This window comes from Rufibacter aurantiacus (genome assembly GCF_017916345.1).
Taxonomy (GTDB): domain Bacteria; phylum Bacteroidota; class Bacteroidia; order Cytophagales; family Hymenobacteraceae; genus Nibribacter; species Nibribacter roseolus.
Map to the genome: position 1 here is coordinate 52,252 of NZ_JAFMSV010000001.1, position 17,841 is coordinate 70,092.

Sequence of the window (17,841 nt, forward strand, 5' to 3'; positions counted from 1 at the left end):
GGTCATTACCAGTGTACCTTACCAGGTGGTGACCTTTAGCTGAGCAGTCTCGGTTAAGGTTGCCCAAGAAACGCAATGTCAACCCAACGGCCTAACGACCTTTAACTATGGAAAGAATAGATCAACCTGCATCAAACTATCATCTGAAAGAGTTAGGCGACAGCCGGTTCACGGTGGCCAAAGGTGATTCAGACATCAGGGGCTGGAAAGTAAGTGATTCAACTGGCAACATCCTGGGCAAAGTAAAGGACCTGCTCTGTGATCCCCAGGCCCTTAAGGTGCGCTACCTCATCGTTGATCTGGAAGGAAACGTCCTGGACCTGGAGTCCCGCGATATTCTCATCCCTATTGGGCTGGCAGAACTGCATGAAGCCGATGATGTGGTGATGGTGCCATCCATTTCCCCAGCCCAGCTGCAGGCCCTGCCTACCTATGACAAGCATAACCTTACCCAGGAGATTGAAAGGGCTGTACAGCGGATCTTTGTGGGCGACCATGTGCACGGTACTTCTCCGGCCCGGCACCCTGAAACGACTGACTTTTACAGCAACGAGCATTTCAACCAGAACAACCTCTACCGAAACCGTAAACCCAAGAACGTGATCGGGCTTTTTCCGGATGCCGTTAGTGCGCAACGGGTAACGCAGGAACTGTTTCATAGCGGCTTTCCTGAAGAGGCCATTGAGGTGGCCTATCGGCACGGAGAGGGCAATCAGCAGGGTGACTCCTCCCCCAATTTCGAGCAGTTTTTTTACTCCCTTTTCGCCAGCCCCGAGGAGGCAAGAGCACATGAGGCTAAGATGCAGAACAGCCATGCGCTGGTAGTGGTACACGCCTATTCCCAGGACGAGGCAAACCGCGCCGCCCACTTGCTAGACTCCCCACCCACCTCAGAACTGGATATACAGGTAGAGAGGGCCTCACCAGTTTCTCCCTTAATAGACGGAGCCTTAGAGCAATCCCCAGCAAGGGCGTATTCCCAGGATGCTACTACCATTCCGGTGGTAGAGGATAAATCTCACGTTGACAAACAGGAAGGAGAAACCGGCCAAACGCATAGCCAGATGGTGGAAAGACCCTTGGAGGAGAACATGCTGCAGCAGGAAGAACACATCCAGGTTGAGCGCATTCCCGTGGACCGTTCCGCCACCGAGGCAGATTTCCGCAGTTTTCAGGATGGCGTCATTGAACTGAAAGAATACGGTGAGGTGCCCATTATCTCCAAAGTAGCCCACGTGGTGGAAGAGATTACCATTGGCAAGGATGTAGAAATACGGGAAGAAATTATCCAGGACACCATCAAGAAAACCGAAATCCAGATTGAGGACCTGAGAAATGACAACCCTCGGACCAACCCGCCAGGGAACTCACATTTTTAAGGTCAATTCTTTTTACTCAGCTATGAGACAAACCTGAGCCAGAAACAACAGCTTTGTCTCATAGCTGATTTTTTTCAGAAGCAGATTAACATAATGGAGCCTATTAGTTGGCTGTAGAATTCAATAGCTTCTGAAAATTTGTTTTTGCGCTAAGTAAGCCAGTTTAGGACCGTTTTAATGAAAATCAGCCGAAAACAAGAAAGAAAGTAATCTTATTTTCAGCAACTGAAAAGCCTTGTTGACTTGCAAAAGGCCCATCCAGAAAATTGACCTTCTTTAAAAGTCATACCTAAAGCAGTAAACAAGACCAGGTTTCTCAAAACCAAGTCTCTCATAGCGTGCCCCTTCTAAGTAAAAAAACATTCTTCAGCCTTCGGTTTAAGGATCTTAAACGAATAAACATCTTGAATACGCTGCATACAGCCTACAAACCCAGAAATCGCCTTCTTACTATATTATAATTATTACATACAGCTACAAATAGATTCATATCTGGTTTTAAATTTTAATTATTTTGATTTTCAGCTTTTTACCAAAACTTTTCCCGACAACCTCTGTTTAAACACACTTCCTTGTTTTGGGCTACAGATATAAAGAATACAATTTTTTAACACATTTTCAGAAACCCCACTACCCCAGGCCCGTTTACTATAGTCCCAACCGCGGTTACTAACCAAACAGCAGACCTATGGATCAGACGAGAGACTTGAATACCGGTTCATACGACCCCAATAATCCCAGGCCGCAAGGCACGGTTAACACCCAGAGAGGAGAATCCATGACCATTCCGGTCATTGAGGAACGCGTGCACTTAGACAAGCAGGTAGTGGAGAAAGGCAGTGTGCGCATTATCAAAGTGGTTAATGAGCAGGAGGTCCCGGTGAATATTCCCCTGATCCAGGAAGAACATGACATTCAGCGGGTACCCGTGAACCAATACGTAGACACCCCACCCCCGCCCATCCGGTACGAAGGCGATACCATGATCATTCCTATTGTACAGGAGGTGATGGTGGTAGAAAAACGGCTCATGGTGGTGGAGGAATTGCACATCACCAAAAACCGGGTACAGACGCATGACGTGCAGCAAGTGAATCTCCGGAAAGAGGAAATACGCGTGGAGCGCATTTCTGCCGACCAGTCCACCCCACAGGGTCCAGCCCAGAGCTGACACCCTCCACAACACCCCTATAACCTAAAATTCAATAATTCACTAACACACATCTAAAACTATGGCACAAACAGTAATAGGAATTTTCGACAACAGAACAGAAGCTGACCGCGCAGTATCAGAATTGAAATCGCTGGGTATCAGTGATGACCGGATTGATATATCCAGAGGCAGCAACACAACCGGCTCTTCATACGGAAGCGGCACCACCACTTCCGATTCTACATATACCAGTGACACCACCAGAGACCGTGACAGTGATAAAAACGATGGTATTGGCGGATTTTTCCGGTCTCTGTTCTCTGACGATGACGACAACGCCAGTACTTACTCCAACGTGGCCCGCCACAGCGATTGCATTGTGACCGTGCATGCCCAGTCTTCTGAGGAAGCCCAACGCGCAGCCCGCATCCTGGACCAGTACGGTTCTGTTGACGTAGACCAGCGCGCAAATGAGTACGGCTACCGTTCAGGCGGCACCTTTGGCGGCGGCTCAGATGCCACCTATACCGGCTCCACTACCAACACTGCGCTTTCAGACACCGACACAGGGTATACAGACACCACGCGTTCTGATTACGCAGATACAACTCGCGCTGATTACACAGACACCACCCGTTCTGATTTTACTGACACTACCCGCGATGACCTCAACTCAGGCACCTCTATTCCCATCATTGAGGAAAACCTGGAAGTAGGCAAACGCGAAATAGAAACGGGCGGCGCCCGTCTGCGCAGCAGAATTGTGGAACGTCCCGTGGAAGAACACCTGCGGCTGCGTTCTGAGCACGTGCGCGTAGAACGCCGCTCTGTGGACCGCCCGGCCTCAGATGCAGATTTCAACAGCTTCAGAGAAGGAGACATTGAACTGACTGAGCATGCCGAAGTGCCTGTGGTAAACAAAGAAGCCCGCGTGGTAGAAGAAGTTTCCCTAGGCAAAGAGGTAGAGGAACGCGATGAAGTGGTCAGAGACACCGTACGCTCAACCGAGGTAGACGTGGATGACATGAACACCGACCGCAACCGTACCGGCACCGGCACTACTGATACTACCACCAATACCACCACAGGAACAACTGGTTCAGGTACTACTGGTACTGGCACTGGTACTGGGGTTGGTCAAGGCTATGGTGCCACGGGAACCGGCTTCACCAACACAGACCGCGACAGTGACAGCTTAACCAAAGACCCAACCCTTATCTAAGGGAAAGGTCATTATAAGATAAAAAGGCTGCTGCCCATGGGTAGCAGCCTTTTTGTTTCAAAACCAAACCCATTGCCACAACAGAAGAACATAAGGCCAACCCCGCAAAAGTTTATATCTTGGCACGTCGCACTGATCGAAAAATGACGGCGCTGCCCCGGAGGTGGCGTCTACTTTTACCGTTCAAGGCCTGGTTTTCAAAAAACGCCTTATAAACAACATGAGATTTGCCCTGCTGCTCCTAGCTCTGCTTTTAACCGGTATGGTTTCCACCGCTCAAAACCAGAAATTCACCACCCTCACCTATTACCAAGATGACACCCTGAAACTGGAACTGGACCTTTTCCTGCCCAAAAAGCCAGGCAAGCAGAAATTGCCGCTGGTATTGTTTGAACACGGCGGAGGCTTCTCTGGTGGGGAGCGCAGCAGCGGGCACAGCTTCAGCGCTTACCTGGCAGAAAAGGGCTACGCCGCGGCCACGCTCACCTACACGTTGTACATGAAGAACAAGAACTTCGGCTGCGACGGCAAACTGCCCGAGAAGATCAAAGCTTTCCAATACGGGGCCAACGACTTTTGGCTGGCCACCGCCTTCTTTCTCCAGAACGCTGACAAATACAACCTGGACGTTTCCAAAATATTCCTAGCCGGCAGCAGCGCCGGGGCCGAGGCTGCCCTCCACGCCGCCTTTTGGGATTACAAAACCATGAACCTGTACCCCAAGACCCCGCTGCCACCCAACTTCAAATACAAAGGCCTTATCTCCGGGTCCGGGGCGCTTATGGACCTGAACCTGATTACGCCCCAGAACATGGTACCGGCTCTTTTCTTCCATGGCAACGCCGATCCTGTAGTGCCCTACGGTACCGCTGCCCATCACTACTGCCCTACCAACGCCTCTAACTGGCTTTTACTGCACGGGTCCTACTCTATCTATCAGCATTTGGTGAAACTGAACGGCAGCACTCGCCTGGTTACCTATTGTGGCGGCGGTCACGAGTTCAGCGGAGAACTGTTCCACAAGAACCAGCAGATTTTAGTTGATTTTCTGGATAGTGTACTGGCCGGCCAGAAAACGCAGGAGCACTTGATTGTATCCACGGGCAAAACCAATGAACGCTCCAAAGCCTACCAATTCTGTGATTAAGCGGAGTATAGCAGGCTCTATTTTGAGGCTGTTTTAAGCAAAACGTATCTAAAAAGGAAAGGCACTTGAGTCTTCCCTAGGAACCTCTTACCTCGGGCTGGAAGAAGACTTGCTTGTACGCCGGGAATTGCGCCTGGATCTTCTCCCTCAACCTTTGGATGGTGCCGGAGACTTCGTCGCTGGAGATGTTCTCCTGGAACACCACGGGCAGCAGCAGAATATTCTCTTCCGGGGCCAGGTACATAGACATGGGTTTGTCCACCTTCCAGGTTGCCTCATCGGCTTCCACCAAAGCTACAATGGCCTGCAGGTCCTCGGCATCGGCACTCTCGCCCATCAACAGGCTCCGGCTTTCCCTGGCCAGCAGAACGGAAATGGAGATCAGGATTAGTCCGATGATGATGGAGGCGATACCGTCAAAATACGGGTTCTGGAACTCCAAAGGAACGGTGGCCCGCTACCGATTGAATTCTGCTCACCAAACCTCCCTCCCCCCTTTCCTTTAAGGCAGAAAACAAAAAACCCGTTTAAGGGCCGATTTCTGCAAAACGGACCTTAAACGGGTTTTCTTTGATGATAAGCGTGGGTGACTAGAAGACGCCCAGGAATTTCCGACGCTTGTAGATGTTCTTCAGGTCCTTCTCAAACAGGGTGTAAGGGTCTTGGTAGAACTTTAGGAAATTCTGCTCACTCACCTGTCCGGGGAAGGGGGCATAGTAGTGGGTGGGACTGCTGGTATCATTGCGCCAGACCAATACATAAGACAGACGCATGGGATACTTCTTCATGGTCGCCAGCAAAGTGTTCGTCCACCAGGTGGTGTTGGGGATAGACTCCAGGCCGGTCTCGGTGAATGCCGCCAGCTTATTCGCTTTGCGGGCGTAGTCAGACAGGATCTTGAGTTTGTAGGCTGCGGTATCAATGGCGTAGCGGTCGCGGCCCATGTCACCGTAATTATCCATGCCTACCATGTCCACATATTTGTCGCCGGGATAACGCTCCAGGAACTCGGCCTCAGAGTGGAACCTGTTATCTGGGGAGAAGGCGTAGATGAAGTTGTGCACGCCCAGGCTGTCGCGGAGGTAAGAGACGGTGAACTGCCATAATGAGATAAACTCCTCGCGGCTGGTGTGCGGCTTGCCCCACCAGAACCATCCGCCGTCAAACTCATGGAAAGGCCGGAAAATGATGGGCACCAGTTTACCGTCGGCGCCTTTGATGCTGTGCGCCCAATCGCCTATGCCGCGCAGGATCTCCTTGTACTGCTCATGGGCCTCGCCACCGGGGATAATGTACTTCACCGCCGGCAAAGAAAGAGAGTCTACCCAGTAGAATCCGCCTTTTGATATGGGGTTGGAGAAATGCCAGGCGGCCGTGGTCACGCCGCCCCGGTTGTAGGTATCAATCACGTTCTGCCGCACCTCTTCCTTCGCAGCCTGGATGGCCTCTGGCGAACGCCCCGAGAAACCGCTGAAGTCCACCCCAATCACCGCCGGATGCGATCCCGTCACCGATTTTACATCGGAGCGGTCTTTCCCGCTGAACCAGCCGTGCCCGTACTCTGTGGCGTGCTGGTGCCCGAACAAGGTGTGTTTTTTGGCCAGTTTACCTAAATTCTGATACAGAGCCCGGGTTTCTGGGGTGGCTTTCCGGTCAATGGGCCGACCGCCCACACAACCAACCAGGAACAACACCCCGGCCACTAAAATATTGGTGATTCTGTGCATAGATAAGGTTTTGGAACACAATAACCTGCAAGATAGCACGCGACCGCAGGTTATTCAATCTGGCAGGTGGTTTTAGCGGTCCCAAGCCCTTTTACCAAGGCAAAACCGCCCCTATCAATTCAAAACCCAGATTAAGATAAAATTAATTCTTCTGCGTTTTCCTGCGCGAAATTGCGCCACCAGCATGTTATAATTCATATTTTTACATACCTTGCCCCCACAGACGGCAACAATGTCATTTTGGCTTTTATTATATCACTCCCAAAACGAGGCATAAGTTACCATGCATATTGACCTACAACCAGAACTCATTCACCAGGATGACTATCTAAAGGTGGAAGTTGACGAGCGCGCCAAATACATTTATGTGGAATGGCTGCAAGCGCCGGCCACCGAGGAGTTCAGGAAATCTTTCAGGCTGGCGGGAATGATCTCCCTGGATAAAAAGTGCGAGTACTGGCTCAGTGACGCCCGTCCCATTCCGTTCCTGGATTTTGGGGACCAGAATTGGATTCTCAGGGAAATGAAGCCCCTGCTGCGTACCTCCAGCCTAAAAAAGTATGCCCGGTTATCTTCCATGGAAAGCATCAACCTGCTGGACATTCACCGCATTTACAGCTCCATTGCCGAAGATGACAAAGGTGAATTCAAAACCCAGTTTGAATCTTTCACCAGCAAACAGGCCGCGCTCGACTGGCTTTTCGCAGAATTTGACCAATAGAATTTCTGAGAGTTGCTATAGTTGAACTATAGGTTGATTCGCTGCTCAGAGACTTTCTATAATGTCCCCTTTTACAAGGGACTGCGAGCCGGATTTTGCCCCTCTAGAGAATCACTGTATAACTGCCGGTAAAGTTGCTTTTGAGGAGCGTCAACCATCCCAATAAAGCAAATTCAGAGGGAAGCTGTTTTCGGGCTTTTTTGCTGAAACAGGCTTAATACAGCTCCGCTTTGATTACTTAAAATTCTCAAAACTCAATGCGGAAACAAGCTTGCCCCAAGACTTTCGGCTCCGCTTTTGGTTTGAAGAACTTTTGCCAAAATCAGGCTGAAAACCTCCTCCTGCTCAAGGCCTTTTCGCCCTTTTAATCTTGGCTGTTAAGACCTAAAATATTTTACTTTTTCTATGTATTCGGTCTTAAACTATTTGTAAGTTTAGAGAAGAAAGACACGTCATTTCTTCTTCCCTATGCAACCCCCAAAAACCGATTCTGCCTGGTTTAGACCAATCCTTTTACTGGTGCTGGCCCTTCTGTTTCACCTCGCTGGCTGCGGCGGAAAAAGCGATGAACTAGGCCTGGAGCAAAAGAACTTTGAGGCCCAGATCGCCCAGGAACAGAACCTGGTGTTTACCTTTGACAAAGACCTGGTAACAGACTCGCTGCTGAACCAGTGGGACACCATTCCTTATCTGCAGATCACACCCAAGGTGAAGGGCAAGTTCAAGTGGACGGCCCCCAACGAACTGGTGTTTTCCCCCGATCAATCCTTCGCGCCCAGCACCGATTACCGCGCCGAGCTCACGCCTCAATTGCTGCGCCACTCTGCCACCAAATACAAGATCCCGGCCGGGCAGGACATCCGGTTCCATACGCCTTACCTTACGCTTACCTCGGCGAAGGCCTACTGGACCCAGAACGAGAACAACCCAACCCAACTGGAGGCCAACCTGCTGTTCGACTTCAACTATCCGGTTCCTTTCCAGAATCTGCGCGATAAACTCAAAGTCTACCACGGCTCCACGGAGTTGCCAGTAGAACTGGTGAGCGGAGGCCGGGAAAATGTATCGGTGAAGGTGAAAGGGCTGGAGCAGGCCACCCAGGGCGAGATTTCGGTGCGGGTGTACGTAGAGAAGGGACTTTCCACTCCCGGCAGCAACCACGCTACCCCAGAACTGGAGCAGCAAACCGTGGAAGTACCCAGCCGCGAGCAGATGCAGGTAATGGAAGTGGTGGCGCTGCAGGAAGAAGGCCAGGACAAAATTTTCGTGCTCACCTCCCAGCCCGTGGCCAACACCGATGTGACCTCGCTCGTTTCCCTGAACCCCGGTCGGGACTACACCGTGGAGCGCCTGGAGAACGGCCTGGTGTTGAGCGGCACGTTCACCCCGGAACAGACCTACCGATTGGCCATTTCCGGCGAACTGAGCGGCGTAGTGGGCAAACCTCTGGGCAAGGCCTATGAACACCCGGTTACGTTTGAATCCTCCAAGCCCACGGTGGCCTTTGTGAACCGAAAAAGCATTTACCTGAGCAGTGCCGGCGCCCGCAACATTGCCCTGAACCTCACGCAGGTGCCCCGGGTGAAAGTGAGCATCAGCAAGGTGTTTGAGAACAACATCCTGCGGTATTTGCAAGACGGCAAAACCTACGACGGCCACTACGACGAGGAAACCGAGGAGTATTACGAGACCTCTTACTATGCCATCAACGAAGATAACGGCAAAACCATTTTTGAGCGGGAATACGAGACCAGCAGCCTGCGCAAACAAGGCAAAAACCACCTCCTGAACCTGGACCTGGAAGACCTGGACTTTGACAGCCAATTCAAAGGCCTGTACGTGATCACCGTCTCCAGCACCGATAATAACTGGCTCAAAGACTCCAAGATCATCTCGGTCTCTGACATCGGGCTCATAGCGAAGCAAGGAAAGAACGAGGTGCTGGTCTTCGCCAACTCCATTCGTACCGCCGAGGTGCTGCCCGAGGTGGAGGTCCGGTTCATCAGCACGAACAACCAAGTGGTCCACAAAGCCACCACCGACAAAGATGGCGTAGCCCGCTTCCCAGACATAAACAAAACCGCCGATGGCTTCAAAATTGGTCTCATCACCGCCCGCCAAGGCGATGACTTCAACTACCTGCCCTACTCCCAGACCCAGGTGAACACCTCCCGCTTTGACGTGGGCGGCAAACGCATGGCAGACCTGCATTATGATGCCTTCCTTTACGGTGACCGTGACCTGTACCGCCCCGGCGACACCGTGCACGTGAACACCCTGGTGCGTACCCCAGCATGGCAAACCGTGGCGGGCTTACCGGTGAAAGTGAAACTGCTGCTGCCCAACGGTAAAGAGTATCGCAGCCTCAAAGGCACCCTCAACCAGGAAGGCTCCTACGAAGCCAGGTTTATTCTGAGTCCCTCGGTGGTGACCGGCACGTACACGCTGGAGGTTTACTCAGGGAACGATGTGCTCCTGAACTCCCGCAAAATTGGCGTGGAGGAATTCATGCCTGACCGGCTGAAAGTCACCACTATCCTGAACAAAACTGATTTCCGGGCCGGGGAACAGGTGAGCGTGAATCTTACGGCGCAGAACCTGTTCGGGCCGCCTGCCGCGGGTCGCAATTATGAGGTGCAACTCAGTCTGAAGAAGAAATCCTTTGAAGCACCCCGCTACCTTGACTATACCTTTGAACTGAACAACTCCGCCGAAGTGAACCTGCAGAACAGCGTGCGCCAGAGCCAGACCAACGAACAAGGGAAAGGCCAGGAGACGTTTGAACTGCACGGTTTCCAGGATGTGGGGCTGCTGGAAGGCTCTGTGTTCACCACCGTTTTTGACGAGACCGGCCGACCCGTAAACCGCCTCAACCGGTTCAACGTGAGCACGCAGTATGCCTTCTTCGGGATCAGGAAATTTGACTCTTATGTTAGTACCCGCCAGCAGATGCAGGTGCCCATCATCGCCCTGAATGCCCAAGGGCAGCCCATCGACACCAAAGTACAGGTGCAGCTGGTGCGCTACACCTATGAAACGGTGATGGAGCGCTACTCTGAGAATTACAACTACAAATCGCAGCGCCGGGCCAGCGTGTTGCTGAACACCGTTTTGCAGGTACCCAAAGAAGGGACCGCCGTGCGGTTCACCCCCGCTACTTCTGGCGAGTATGAGTTGCGCGTGATGCGGCCCGGAGCCTACAACTACGTGGCCCAGGAGTTCTACGCCTACGGCTGGGGCGATACCGAGAGCACCTCCTTTGAAGTGAACACCGAGGGCGAAGTAGAAATTGCCCTGGACAAGGAAACCTACGAAGTGGGCGATGATGCCCGCATCCTGTTCAAGTCTCCGTTCGCCGGCAAGATTCTGGTGACCGTGGAGCAGAATAAAGTCCTGAGTTACCATTACCTTAAAACCGACAAGAAAGCCGCCTCCTTGAAGTTGCCCATCCAGGACGAGCACCTGCCCACGGTCTACATCTCGGCGGTAGCGCTGCGCGAAGTCAAAGACAACCAAATGCCGCTCACCATTGCCCGGGGCTTCAAACCACTGCCCGTCACCAAAAAACAGACGAAACTGGAGGTAGCCATCACCGCTCCGGAGGCTTCCCGCTCTAACCGTTTGCAGCCCATTTCCATCAAAACGGCCCCAAACGCGGAGGTCACGCTGGCGGTGGTAGACGAAGGTATTCTGCAGCTTAAAGATTACCAGACCCCAGATCCGCACGGGTTCTTCTACCAGAAACGCGCACTAGAAGTAGAGGCCTTTGATCTGTATCCTTTCCTGTTTCCGGAGCTCTCGGGCACGCGCTCCAGCGTGGGCGGCGACGGCTATGACCTGGAGAAACGCATAAATCCGCTCACCTCTAAACGGGTGAAACTGGTATCCTTGTGGAGTGGCCGGCTTAAGACCAACGGCAGCGGGGAAGCTACGGTGACCGTGAAGATACCGGAGTTCTCCGGGGCGGTTAGAGTCATGGCGGTGGCGTACAAAGGCAATGCCTTCGGCTCTGCCGAGAAAATGATGCGCGTCGCCAATCCGGTGGTGATCAGCACAGCCCTGCCCCGATTCCTGAGTCCGAAAGACACGCTCATTGTGCCGGTCACCATCAGCAACACTACTGCTAAAAATGCCGCTTTCAGCAGCTCTATCTCCGTTACGGGGCCGCTTCGCGTGGTGGGTTCTGCCACTGCCTCCAACTCCGCCGGCGCCAACGCCGAGAAGCAGGTGCTCTACAAACTGGTGGCAGCGCCGGTGATTGGGCCAGCCTCGGTGAAAGTGGTTGTGAAAGCCTTGGGCGAGCAGTTCAGCACTACCACGGAACTCTCCGTGAGGCCAGCCGCTCCTCTGGCGCAGATCACCCAGGCGGGCACTTTGAAGAACGCGGCCAGTGTACAGATTAATTCAACGCCTGATTTTCTGCCTTCCTCGGTGTCGTCTAAACTGGTGGTGAGTACGTCGCCTCTGGTGCAGTTCAACGATGATATCACCTATCTGCTTCAGTACCCGCACGGCTGCCTGGAACAGACTACCTCCACGGCCTTCCCGCTCCTGTACTACACAGATCTGTCGCGCTCTTTGAACCAGCAGCAGAAAGGCCGCACGTACAACCCGGCGTACCTGGTGCAGGAGGCCATCACCAAGATTGAGGGCATGCAGCAATACGATGGCGGCTTCACCTACTGGCCAGGTGCCACCACCACCGACTGGTGGAGCAGCGCTTACGCCACCCACTTCCTGCTGGAGGCCCGCAAGGCCGGTTACCCGGTGAACCAACCGGTGCTGAACCGCGCCATTACCTACCTGCAACGCATGGTGAAAGGCAAAGCCACCGAGGTGTACCGTTTCTACAATACCGCCCGCCAGGTGCAGAGCAAATACATCGCGGCGCATGAAGCCTCTTACTCGCTGTACGTGCTCAGTCTGGCGGGCAAGCCCGATTGGCCCACCATGAACTACTACAAGGCCAAACCTGAGCTGCTTTCCCTGGATTCCCGGTACCTGCTGGCCAGCACCTACGCGCTCAACGGCGGACAACAGAGCTTCCGACAACTGCTGCCACGGGCGTTTGCCGGGGAAACCTCGGTGCGGGCCTTAGATGGGTCCTTCTACTCCCCGCTGCGGGACATGGCTATCTCCCTGAACAGTCTGGTGGAGGCCAACCCAGATCATCCGCAGATAGCCACGCTAGCCCGGCATGTGTCGCAGGAGCTGCGGTCCAGCCGCTGGTACAACACCCAGGAACGCGCGTTTGCCTTGCTAGCTTTGGGCAAACAGGCCCGGCGAAGCGCCGGTAACGCCACGGCTCAGGTTTTACAGAAAGGCAAAGCCGTAGGGGCGTTTACGGGCAAAGACCTTATACTCACGAATAAACTGAACAACGGAGCTTTCACCCTCCAGAGCAAAGGCCAGGGTACTTTGTTTTACTTCTGGCAGATGGAAGGCATCAGCGGTAGTGGCAGTTACAAACAGGAAGACAATTACCTGCAGGTGCGCCGCACGTACTTCAACCGCGATGGCAAAGAGATCACCAACCGAACCGTGAAACAGAACGACCTTGTGGTGGTGCGCATCGCGTTGCAGTCACTGGACGGCCGCACCATTCCGAACGTAGCCATCACCGATCTGCTGCCCGCTGGCTTCGAGATTGAGAATCCACGGCTGATGACCTCGCGGGAGTTCAGCTGGCTCCAGGCCATGGAACCCGCCACCCCTGACTACCTGGACATCCGCGACGACCGCATCAACCTGTACACCACCGCCCGGCCCAAAACCCAGTACTTCTTCTACCAGGTGCGGGCGGTTTCCAAAGGCGATTTCCAGGTGGGTCCGGTTGGGGCCGATGCCATGTACAACGCCGAATACCACTCGTATCATGGAGCCGGCATAATGAAAGTGCGATAGGCTTCTGTATTCTGATTTTGGGCTATTTCAGAGAAATCGGCCCCAAATCAAAAGAGTATACACGCATTCCGTCCCCCTTTGAAGGGGGACGAAGAAGTTAATAAAAGATTAGGCTAAAAAATATCGCCACGATTTGCGGCTCCATATATCATGACGCTTACCACCAAAGTCCACAGTTTAAAGGTCACCGGCCTTCCTGAGAGAGGAAGGCGATGGCCGCGTATGGTGTTGGGAATGCTAACTTGTTTCCTGGGCTTGTTTATTCTCCTGAATCTGCTGTTTCCGCTGAAAGTAGACATCTCCTACTCCCCCGTGATTACTGCCGCCGACGGTAGCATCCTGCACTCGTTTCTGAGCAAAGACGAAAAATGGCGGATGCAGCTGGAGCCCGATGAGGTGAGCCCCATGCTGAAGAAAGCGGTGTTGCTGAAGGAAGACAAGTATTTCTATTACCATCCGGGAGTGAACCCGTTAGCGGTGGGTCGGGCTTTTTTAAAGAACATCACGCAGGGCAAAACCACCTCGGGGGCATCTACCATCACCATGCAGGTGGCGCGTCTGCTGTACCCCAACGAGCGCACCTACTGGTACAAACTCACAGAGGTGTTCCGGGCAATGCAACTGGAATGGCGCTATTCCAAAGACGATATTCTGCACCTGTACCTCACCCTGGTGCCCTTCGGCGGCAACATCGAGGGCGTGAAAGCGGCCTCGGTGCTGTACTTCCACCAATCGCCCCGGCAGTTGAGTCTGGCGCAGGCGGTGACGCTGACGGTAATTCCCAACAAGCCTTCTTCGTTGCGCATCGGGCGGCAGAACGATAAAATTGTGGCCTTCCGGAACAAGTGGCTGCGGTATTACGCCCGGGAAGGTGCTTTCCCGAAACAGCAGATTGAGGATGCGCTGTACGAACCACTGAATGCCCATCGGTTGGAGGCTCCTAAGGTGGCGCCGCATTTTGCCCTTCGTTTGCAGAAAACACACCAAAATCAGGCGATCATTAAAACCACGCTGAACCCGGCGGCGCAGGAGAAGGTGGAGCTATTGGCGTACAATTACCTGCAGCAGCTGAAGTACCGCAACATCCACAACGCGGCGGTGCTGGTGATCAACAACCAAACCCACGCCGTGGAAGCGTACCTGGGCTCCGCTGATTTCACTGATGTGCTGCACAGCGGGCAGGTGGACGGGGTACGGGCCATCCGCTCGCCGGGCAGCACCTTGAAGCCATTCCTGTACGCCACGGCTTTTGAACGCGGCCTGATCACGCCTAAAACCATCATCTCAGACGTGCCCATTGATTACGCCGGGTACCGGCCCGAGAACTACTTCGGGACATACAGCGGCAACATCACCATTGAACGGGCCCTGGCTACCTCCCTGAACATTCCGGCGGTGAAGCTCCTGAATCAGGTGGGCGTGACGGCGTTTGTGCAGAAACTAACGCAGGCCGAGTTCTCGCAGATGAAGCAACGCGGCGACCAGTTGGGTTTATCGCTTATTTTAGGCGGATGCGGGGTAAAACTGGAAGAACTCACGGCGCTGTACTCGGCGTTTGCGAACGAGGGCACTTACACTCCTTTGCGGTGGCTTCAGGGAGACACGGTGCGGCAGGAAAAACGACTGCTATCTCCCGGCTCGGCGTTTATGGTGAACCAGATCTTAACCCAGCTCCAACGACCCGACCTGCCGCACAATGCCCTGAATAGTGTCCATTTACCTAAAATCGCGTGGAAAACGGGAACCTCTTACGGCCGCAAAGACGCCTGGAGCATCGGGTATAACCAAAAATACACGGTGGGTGTGTGGGTAGGAAATTTCTCGGGCGAGGGCGTGCCCGAGCTGAACGGCACTGATACGGCCACCCCGCTCCTGTTCTCCATTTTCAACACCATTGACTACAACAGCCCCAACGGGTGGTACAAAGCGCCCAAGAGCATCGGTACCCGCAATGTCTGCCTGGAGACCGGTTTACCCGCCAATAGTTTCTGCCAGGATCTGGTGGTGGATACGTATCTTCCCGGCATTTCCTCGGCCACTAAATGCAGCCACCTGAAACAGGTTCCCGTCTCTTTGGATGGCAAGTACGCGTATTGCACCAGTTGCCTGCCGGAGAGCGGATACCAACAGAAATGGTACCCCAATTATTTGCCGGAGATTCTGACGTATTTTGTCACGCAGCACCAGCCCTACCTGGCTTTGCCGCCACACAATCCCAGTTGTAGCCGCATTTTCCAGGAATTTGCCCCGGTGATCGCCTCGCCTACCCAAGGCATGGAATACTTGTTAGAGAAAGCTGATCACCAAAAACTGATGCTGCAATGCAACGCTCACAACGAGGTAAAGAAAGTGTACTGGTACGTTAATGACCAGCTCCTGCGAGCCGCCCCCTGCGATGAACCCGTGTTTTTTGAACCGCAGCAAGCCGGCAAGCTCAAAATCTCCTGCCTGGATGACCAGGGCCGCAATACCAATGCGTATGTGACCGTACGGTTTATGGATTGAATTACTTAGGCCTGCACTGCATTTTCCAACTCCTGGGGCTGTTCATTCTTCACCACGCAAGGCAGGAAAATAGTAAAGGTGCTGCCCTGGTTTTCTACGCTCTGCACCGTAATCTCACCGCCCAGGCTTTCCACCAATTCCTTGCAAAGCATGAGCCCCAGCCCCGTGCCTTCCTCTTTGAATGTTCCGGGCGTAGTGAACCGCTTTTCAGAAAACAGTTTGGCCAGGTTTCTCTCAGAGATTCCTTTACCGGTATCCTGCACCTTTACCACTACCCCGGCCTCGGCTTTGTACGCGCTCAGGGTAATTTCCCCGGATTCAAAACAAAACTTGATGGCGTTGCTCAGCAGGTTCCTCAGCACGAAGGCCAGGCGCTCTTTGTCGGTGAACAGCATGAGGTCTGGGCTGACCTGATTGCGCAACTTCACCTGTTTGGCCTGTGCTTGCTCATATACCACCTCCAGGCTCTGTCCCGCAAATTCATGAAGGTTCAAGGGCTGCATTTCCAGGGCAGAGCCTTTCATCTGGGCTTTGGACCAGGCCAGTAGGTTGTTCATCATGTTCACCATCACCTCCATGTTACGGGCCAGGGTTTCAAAAATGCGCTTTACTTCGTCCTCGGTCAAAGTCCGGTTCTGTACCAACTGCAGAATACCCTGGATAGAGTTGAAAGGAGCCCGAAGATCATGGGAAACGATGGAGAAAATTTTGTTCTTGAAGCTGTTGTGGCGGTCTAACTGGGCATTCTTTTGCTGCAGACTTTTTGACTGACGGCAGATTTCTTCCTTCTGTGCGGTGATCTGCTCGTTTTTAACAGTCAGCAAAGAGGTGGCTTCCCTCAACTGCCGCGAGATGTTTCTGAAATGCTGCCTGCTCAGGTATAATCCACCCATTACCAGCAACAACAGGCACAGAACGGCCCAGCCAAACATCAGGGTGATATTCTGCTGCCTTATTTCGGCTTGCTGCAGTCGTCTCTGGGCTTTCAGTTCCAGGTTCTCCAGATCCTTCTGCTTGGTTTCATAGCGGGCAATGATTTCCGCTGCCACCCGGTTTTGCCGTTCATTATCCAGAACAGAATCTTGTCGGGCAAATGCTTGCTGATAACGGTATGCCTGCTGGTAATCGCCTTTAGAAGCGTAGATTTCTGCCAGAAGCCGGGCCGAGGCCACCACCTTTTTCCCTGATTCCGTTTTCTCAGCTACTTCATAACTTTTGAGGGCATACTTCAGGGCGGCATCAAGTTGCTTAAGTCCAACATATGAGGTAGCGATTCCCCGCAGGGTCACGGTCATGTTCATGAGGTTGTTGATCTCCTCGTCTAATTCCAGCGCCTTAAACAGGAAGGGCAAGCCTTGCGCAGGTTTACCCATGGCATTGTGGAGGTTACCAATGTTCAGCAGGTTCACCGCATAGCTTTTCTTATTGCCTAACTTCTGCTGTATGGTAGCTGCCTTCTGGTAGTAGGCAAGGGCTTTGGCGAACTCGCCGCGGGTTTCAAAGATGTCGCCCTGGTTGTTGTACACCATGGCCATGCCAGACTGGTTGTTGGTTTTTAAAGCCAACTCAAAGGACTTGTTGTAATACTGGAGGGCACGTTTTTCATCTTTGGTTTTGAAACAGAGAATACCCAGGCTGTTGTAAGTGGAGACTAACAGCGCCGTGTCTTTCAACTCTTCCCCAATATTAAGCGATGTGTAATAATTGGGAAAAGCTTTGTCAAACTCGCCCAGCACCAGGTGCCCGTTGCCAATAAGGCCGATGGCTTTGGCTTCTCCCCGGGCGTAGTGCAGCTGTTTCGCTAAGGTTACAGCCACCCTGGCGTGTTCCATGCTTTTCTTCACATCAGAGAGGCGGTATTCTCTGCTGAGTTCACAGAGCAGGCCCACTTTGGCCGTGTCCTCTGGGGCAGTTGTTACCCTATGCTTCAATTGCTCAATCCTGTTCTCCTGTGCCCAGGCCAAGCTTGGCAACAAAAACATTAGCGCGTAAAGTATTCTCATATAATTAAATCAAGAACCCTGCAATCCTCCCCAGAAAAGATAGATAATGTCTGAACTTACCTTCAGACAACTCCCAAAGA

The 17,841-nt window shown here is 53.0% G+C and carries 10 protein-coding genes; 7 read left to right on the forward strand and 3 right to left on the reverse strand.

From position 1 onward, the window contains the following. Positions 1–107: 107 nt before the first annotated feature. The 4 genes from J3P34_RS00240 (at position 108) to J3P34_RS00255 (ending at position 4,901) form a co-directional block, all read left to right on the forward strand. A complete protein-coding gene (locus tag J3P34_RS00240; RefSeq protein WP_210485841.1) occupies positions 108–1,379 on the forward strand; it encodes a PRC-barrel domain-containing protein in 1,272 nt (423 codons plus the stop codon). A 688-nt stretch (positions 1,380–2,067) separates the two neighbouring features. After that, positions 2,068–2,550: a YsnF/AvaK domain-containing protein gene (locus J3P34_RS00245; protein ID WP_246850328.1), complete on the forward strand. Its 483-nt coding sequence runs from the start codon at positions 2,068–2,070 to the stop codon at positions 2,548–2,550. 61 nt (positions 2,551–2,611) lie between these two features. Continuing rightward, positions 2,612–3,754 (forward strand): YsnF/AvaK domain-containing protein, encoded by a 1,143-nt coding sequence (locus J3P34_RS00250; RefSeq protein WP_210485843.1) that lies wholly within the window; start codon positions 2,612–2,614, stop codon positions 3,752–3,754. 220 nt (positions 3,755–3,974) lie between these two features. Next, entirely contained in the window at positions 3,975–4,901 is a 927-nt protein-coding gene (locus tag J3P34_RS00255) for an alpha/beta hydrolase (protein WP_210485845.1), read from the forward strand. Between the two features lie 76 nt (positions 4,902–4,977). Here the strand turns inward: J3P34_RS00255 and J3P34_RS00260 are convergent, their stop codons facing one another. Both J3P34_RS00260 and J3P34_RS00265 read right to left on the reverse strand, forming a co-directional pair. Continuing rightward, positions 4,978–5,343 carry a cation diffusion facilitator family transporter gene (locus tag J3P34_RS00260; RefSeq protein ID WP_210485847.1) on the reverse strand — a complete coding sequence of 122 codons (366 nt, stop codon included), beginning with the start codon at positions 5,341–5,343 and terminating at the stop codon, positions 4,978–4,980. A 148-nt stretch (positions 5,344–5,491) separates the two neighbouring features. Beyond that, positions 5,492–6,628 (reverse strand): glycoside hydrolase family 26 protein, encoded by a 1,137-nt coding sequence (locus tag J3P34_RS00265; RefSeq protein ID WP_210485849.1) that lies wholly within the window; start codon positions 6,626–6,628, stop codon positions 5,492–5,494. 283 nt (positions 6,629–6,911) lie between these two features. Here J3P34_RS00265 and J3P34_RS00270 point away from each other — a divergent pair, with 283 nt between their 5' ends. From J3P34_RS00270 to pbpC, 3 genes are all read left to right on the forward strand, one after another. Then, complete coding sequence (locus J3P34_RS00270; RefSeq protein ID WP_210465711.1) at positions 6,912–7,349, forward strand: hypothetical protein; 438 nt, start codon at positions 6,912–6,914, stop codon at positions 7,347–7,349. A 468-nt stretch (positions 7,350–7,817) separates the two neighbouring features. Next, on the forward strand, positions 7,818–13,253 hold the full coding sequence (locus tag J3P34_RS00275; RefSeq protein WP_210485851.1) for an alpha-2-macroglobulin family protein: 5,436 nt from the start codon (positions 7,818–7,820) through the stop codon (positions 13,251–13,253). 234 nt (positions 13,254–13,487) lie between these two features. Next, positions 13,488–15,758 carry a penicillin-binding protein 1C gene (pbpC, locus tag J3P34_RS00280; protein WP_246853483.1) on the forward strand — a complete coding sequence of 757 codons (2,271 nt, stop codon included), beginning with the start codon at positions 13,488–13,490 and terminating at the stop codon, positions 15,756–15,758. A gap of 5 nt (positions 15,759–15,763) precedes the next feature. Here the strand turns inward: pbpC and J3P34_RS00285 are convergent, their stop codons facing one another. After that, positions 15,764–17,689: a tetratricopeptide repeat-containing sensor histidine kinase gene (locus J3P34_RS00285; RefSeq protein WP_210485852.1), complete on the reverse strand. Its 1,926-nt coding sequence runs from the start codon at positions 17,687–17,689 to the stop codon at positions 15,764–15,766. Positions 17,690–17,841: the final 152 nt, after the last annotated feature.

Bases quoted from the DNA above. Each gene is read 5' to 3' on its own strand.
- J3P34_RS00240 (WP_210485841.1), top strand. From the start codon at position 108: ATGGAAAGAATAGATCAACCTGCATCAAACTATCATCTGAAAGAGTTA.
- J3P34_RS00245 (WP_246850328.1), top strand. From the start codon at position 2,068: ATGGATCAGACGAGAGACTTGAATACCGGTTCATACGACCCCAATAAT.
- J3P34_RS00250 (WP_210485843.1), top strand. From the start codon at position 2,612: ATGGCACAAACAGTAATAGGAATTTTCGACAACAGAACAGAAGCTGAC.
- J3P34_RS00255 (WP_210485845.1), top strand. From the start codon at position 3,975: ATGAGATTTGCCCTGCTGCTCCTAGCTCTGCTTTTAACCGGTATGGTT.
- J3P34_RS00265 (WP_210485849.1), bottom strand. From the start codon at position 6,628: ATGCACAGAATCACCAATATTTTAGTGGCCGGGGTGTTGTTCCTGGTT.
- J3P34_RS00270 (WP_210465711.1), top strand. From the start codon at position 6,912: ATGCATATTGACCTACAACCAGAACTCATTCACCAGGATGACTATCTA.
- J3P34_RS00275 (WP_210485851.1), top strand. From the start codon at position 7,818: ATGCAACCCCCAAAAACCGATTCTGCCTGGTTTAGACCAATCCTTTTA.
- pbpC (WP_246853483.1), top strand. From the start codon at position 13,488: ATGCTAACTTGTTTCCTGGGCTTGTTTATTCTCCTGAATCTGCTGTTT.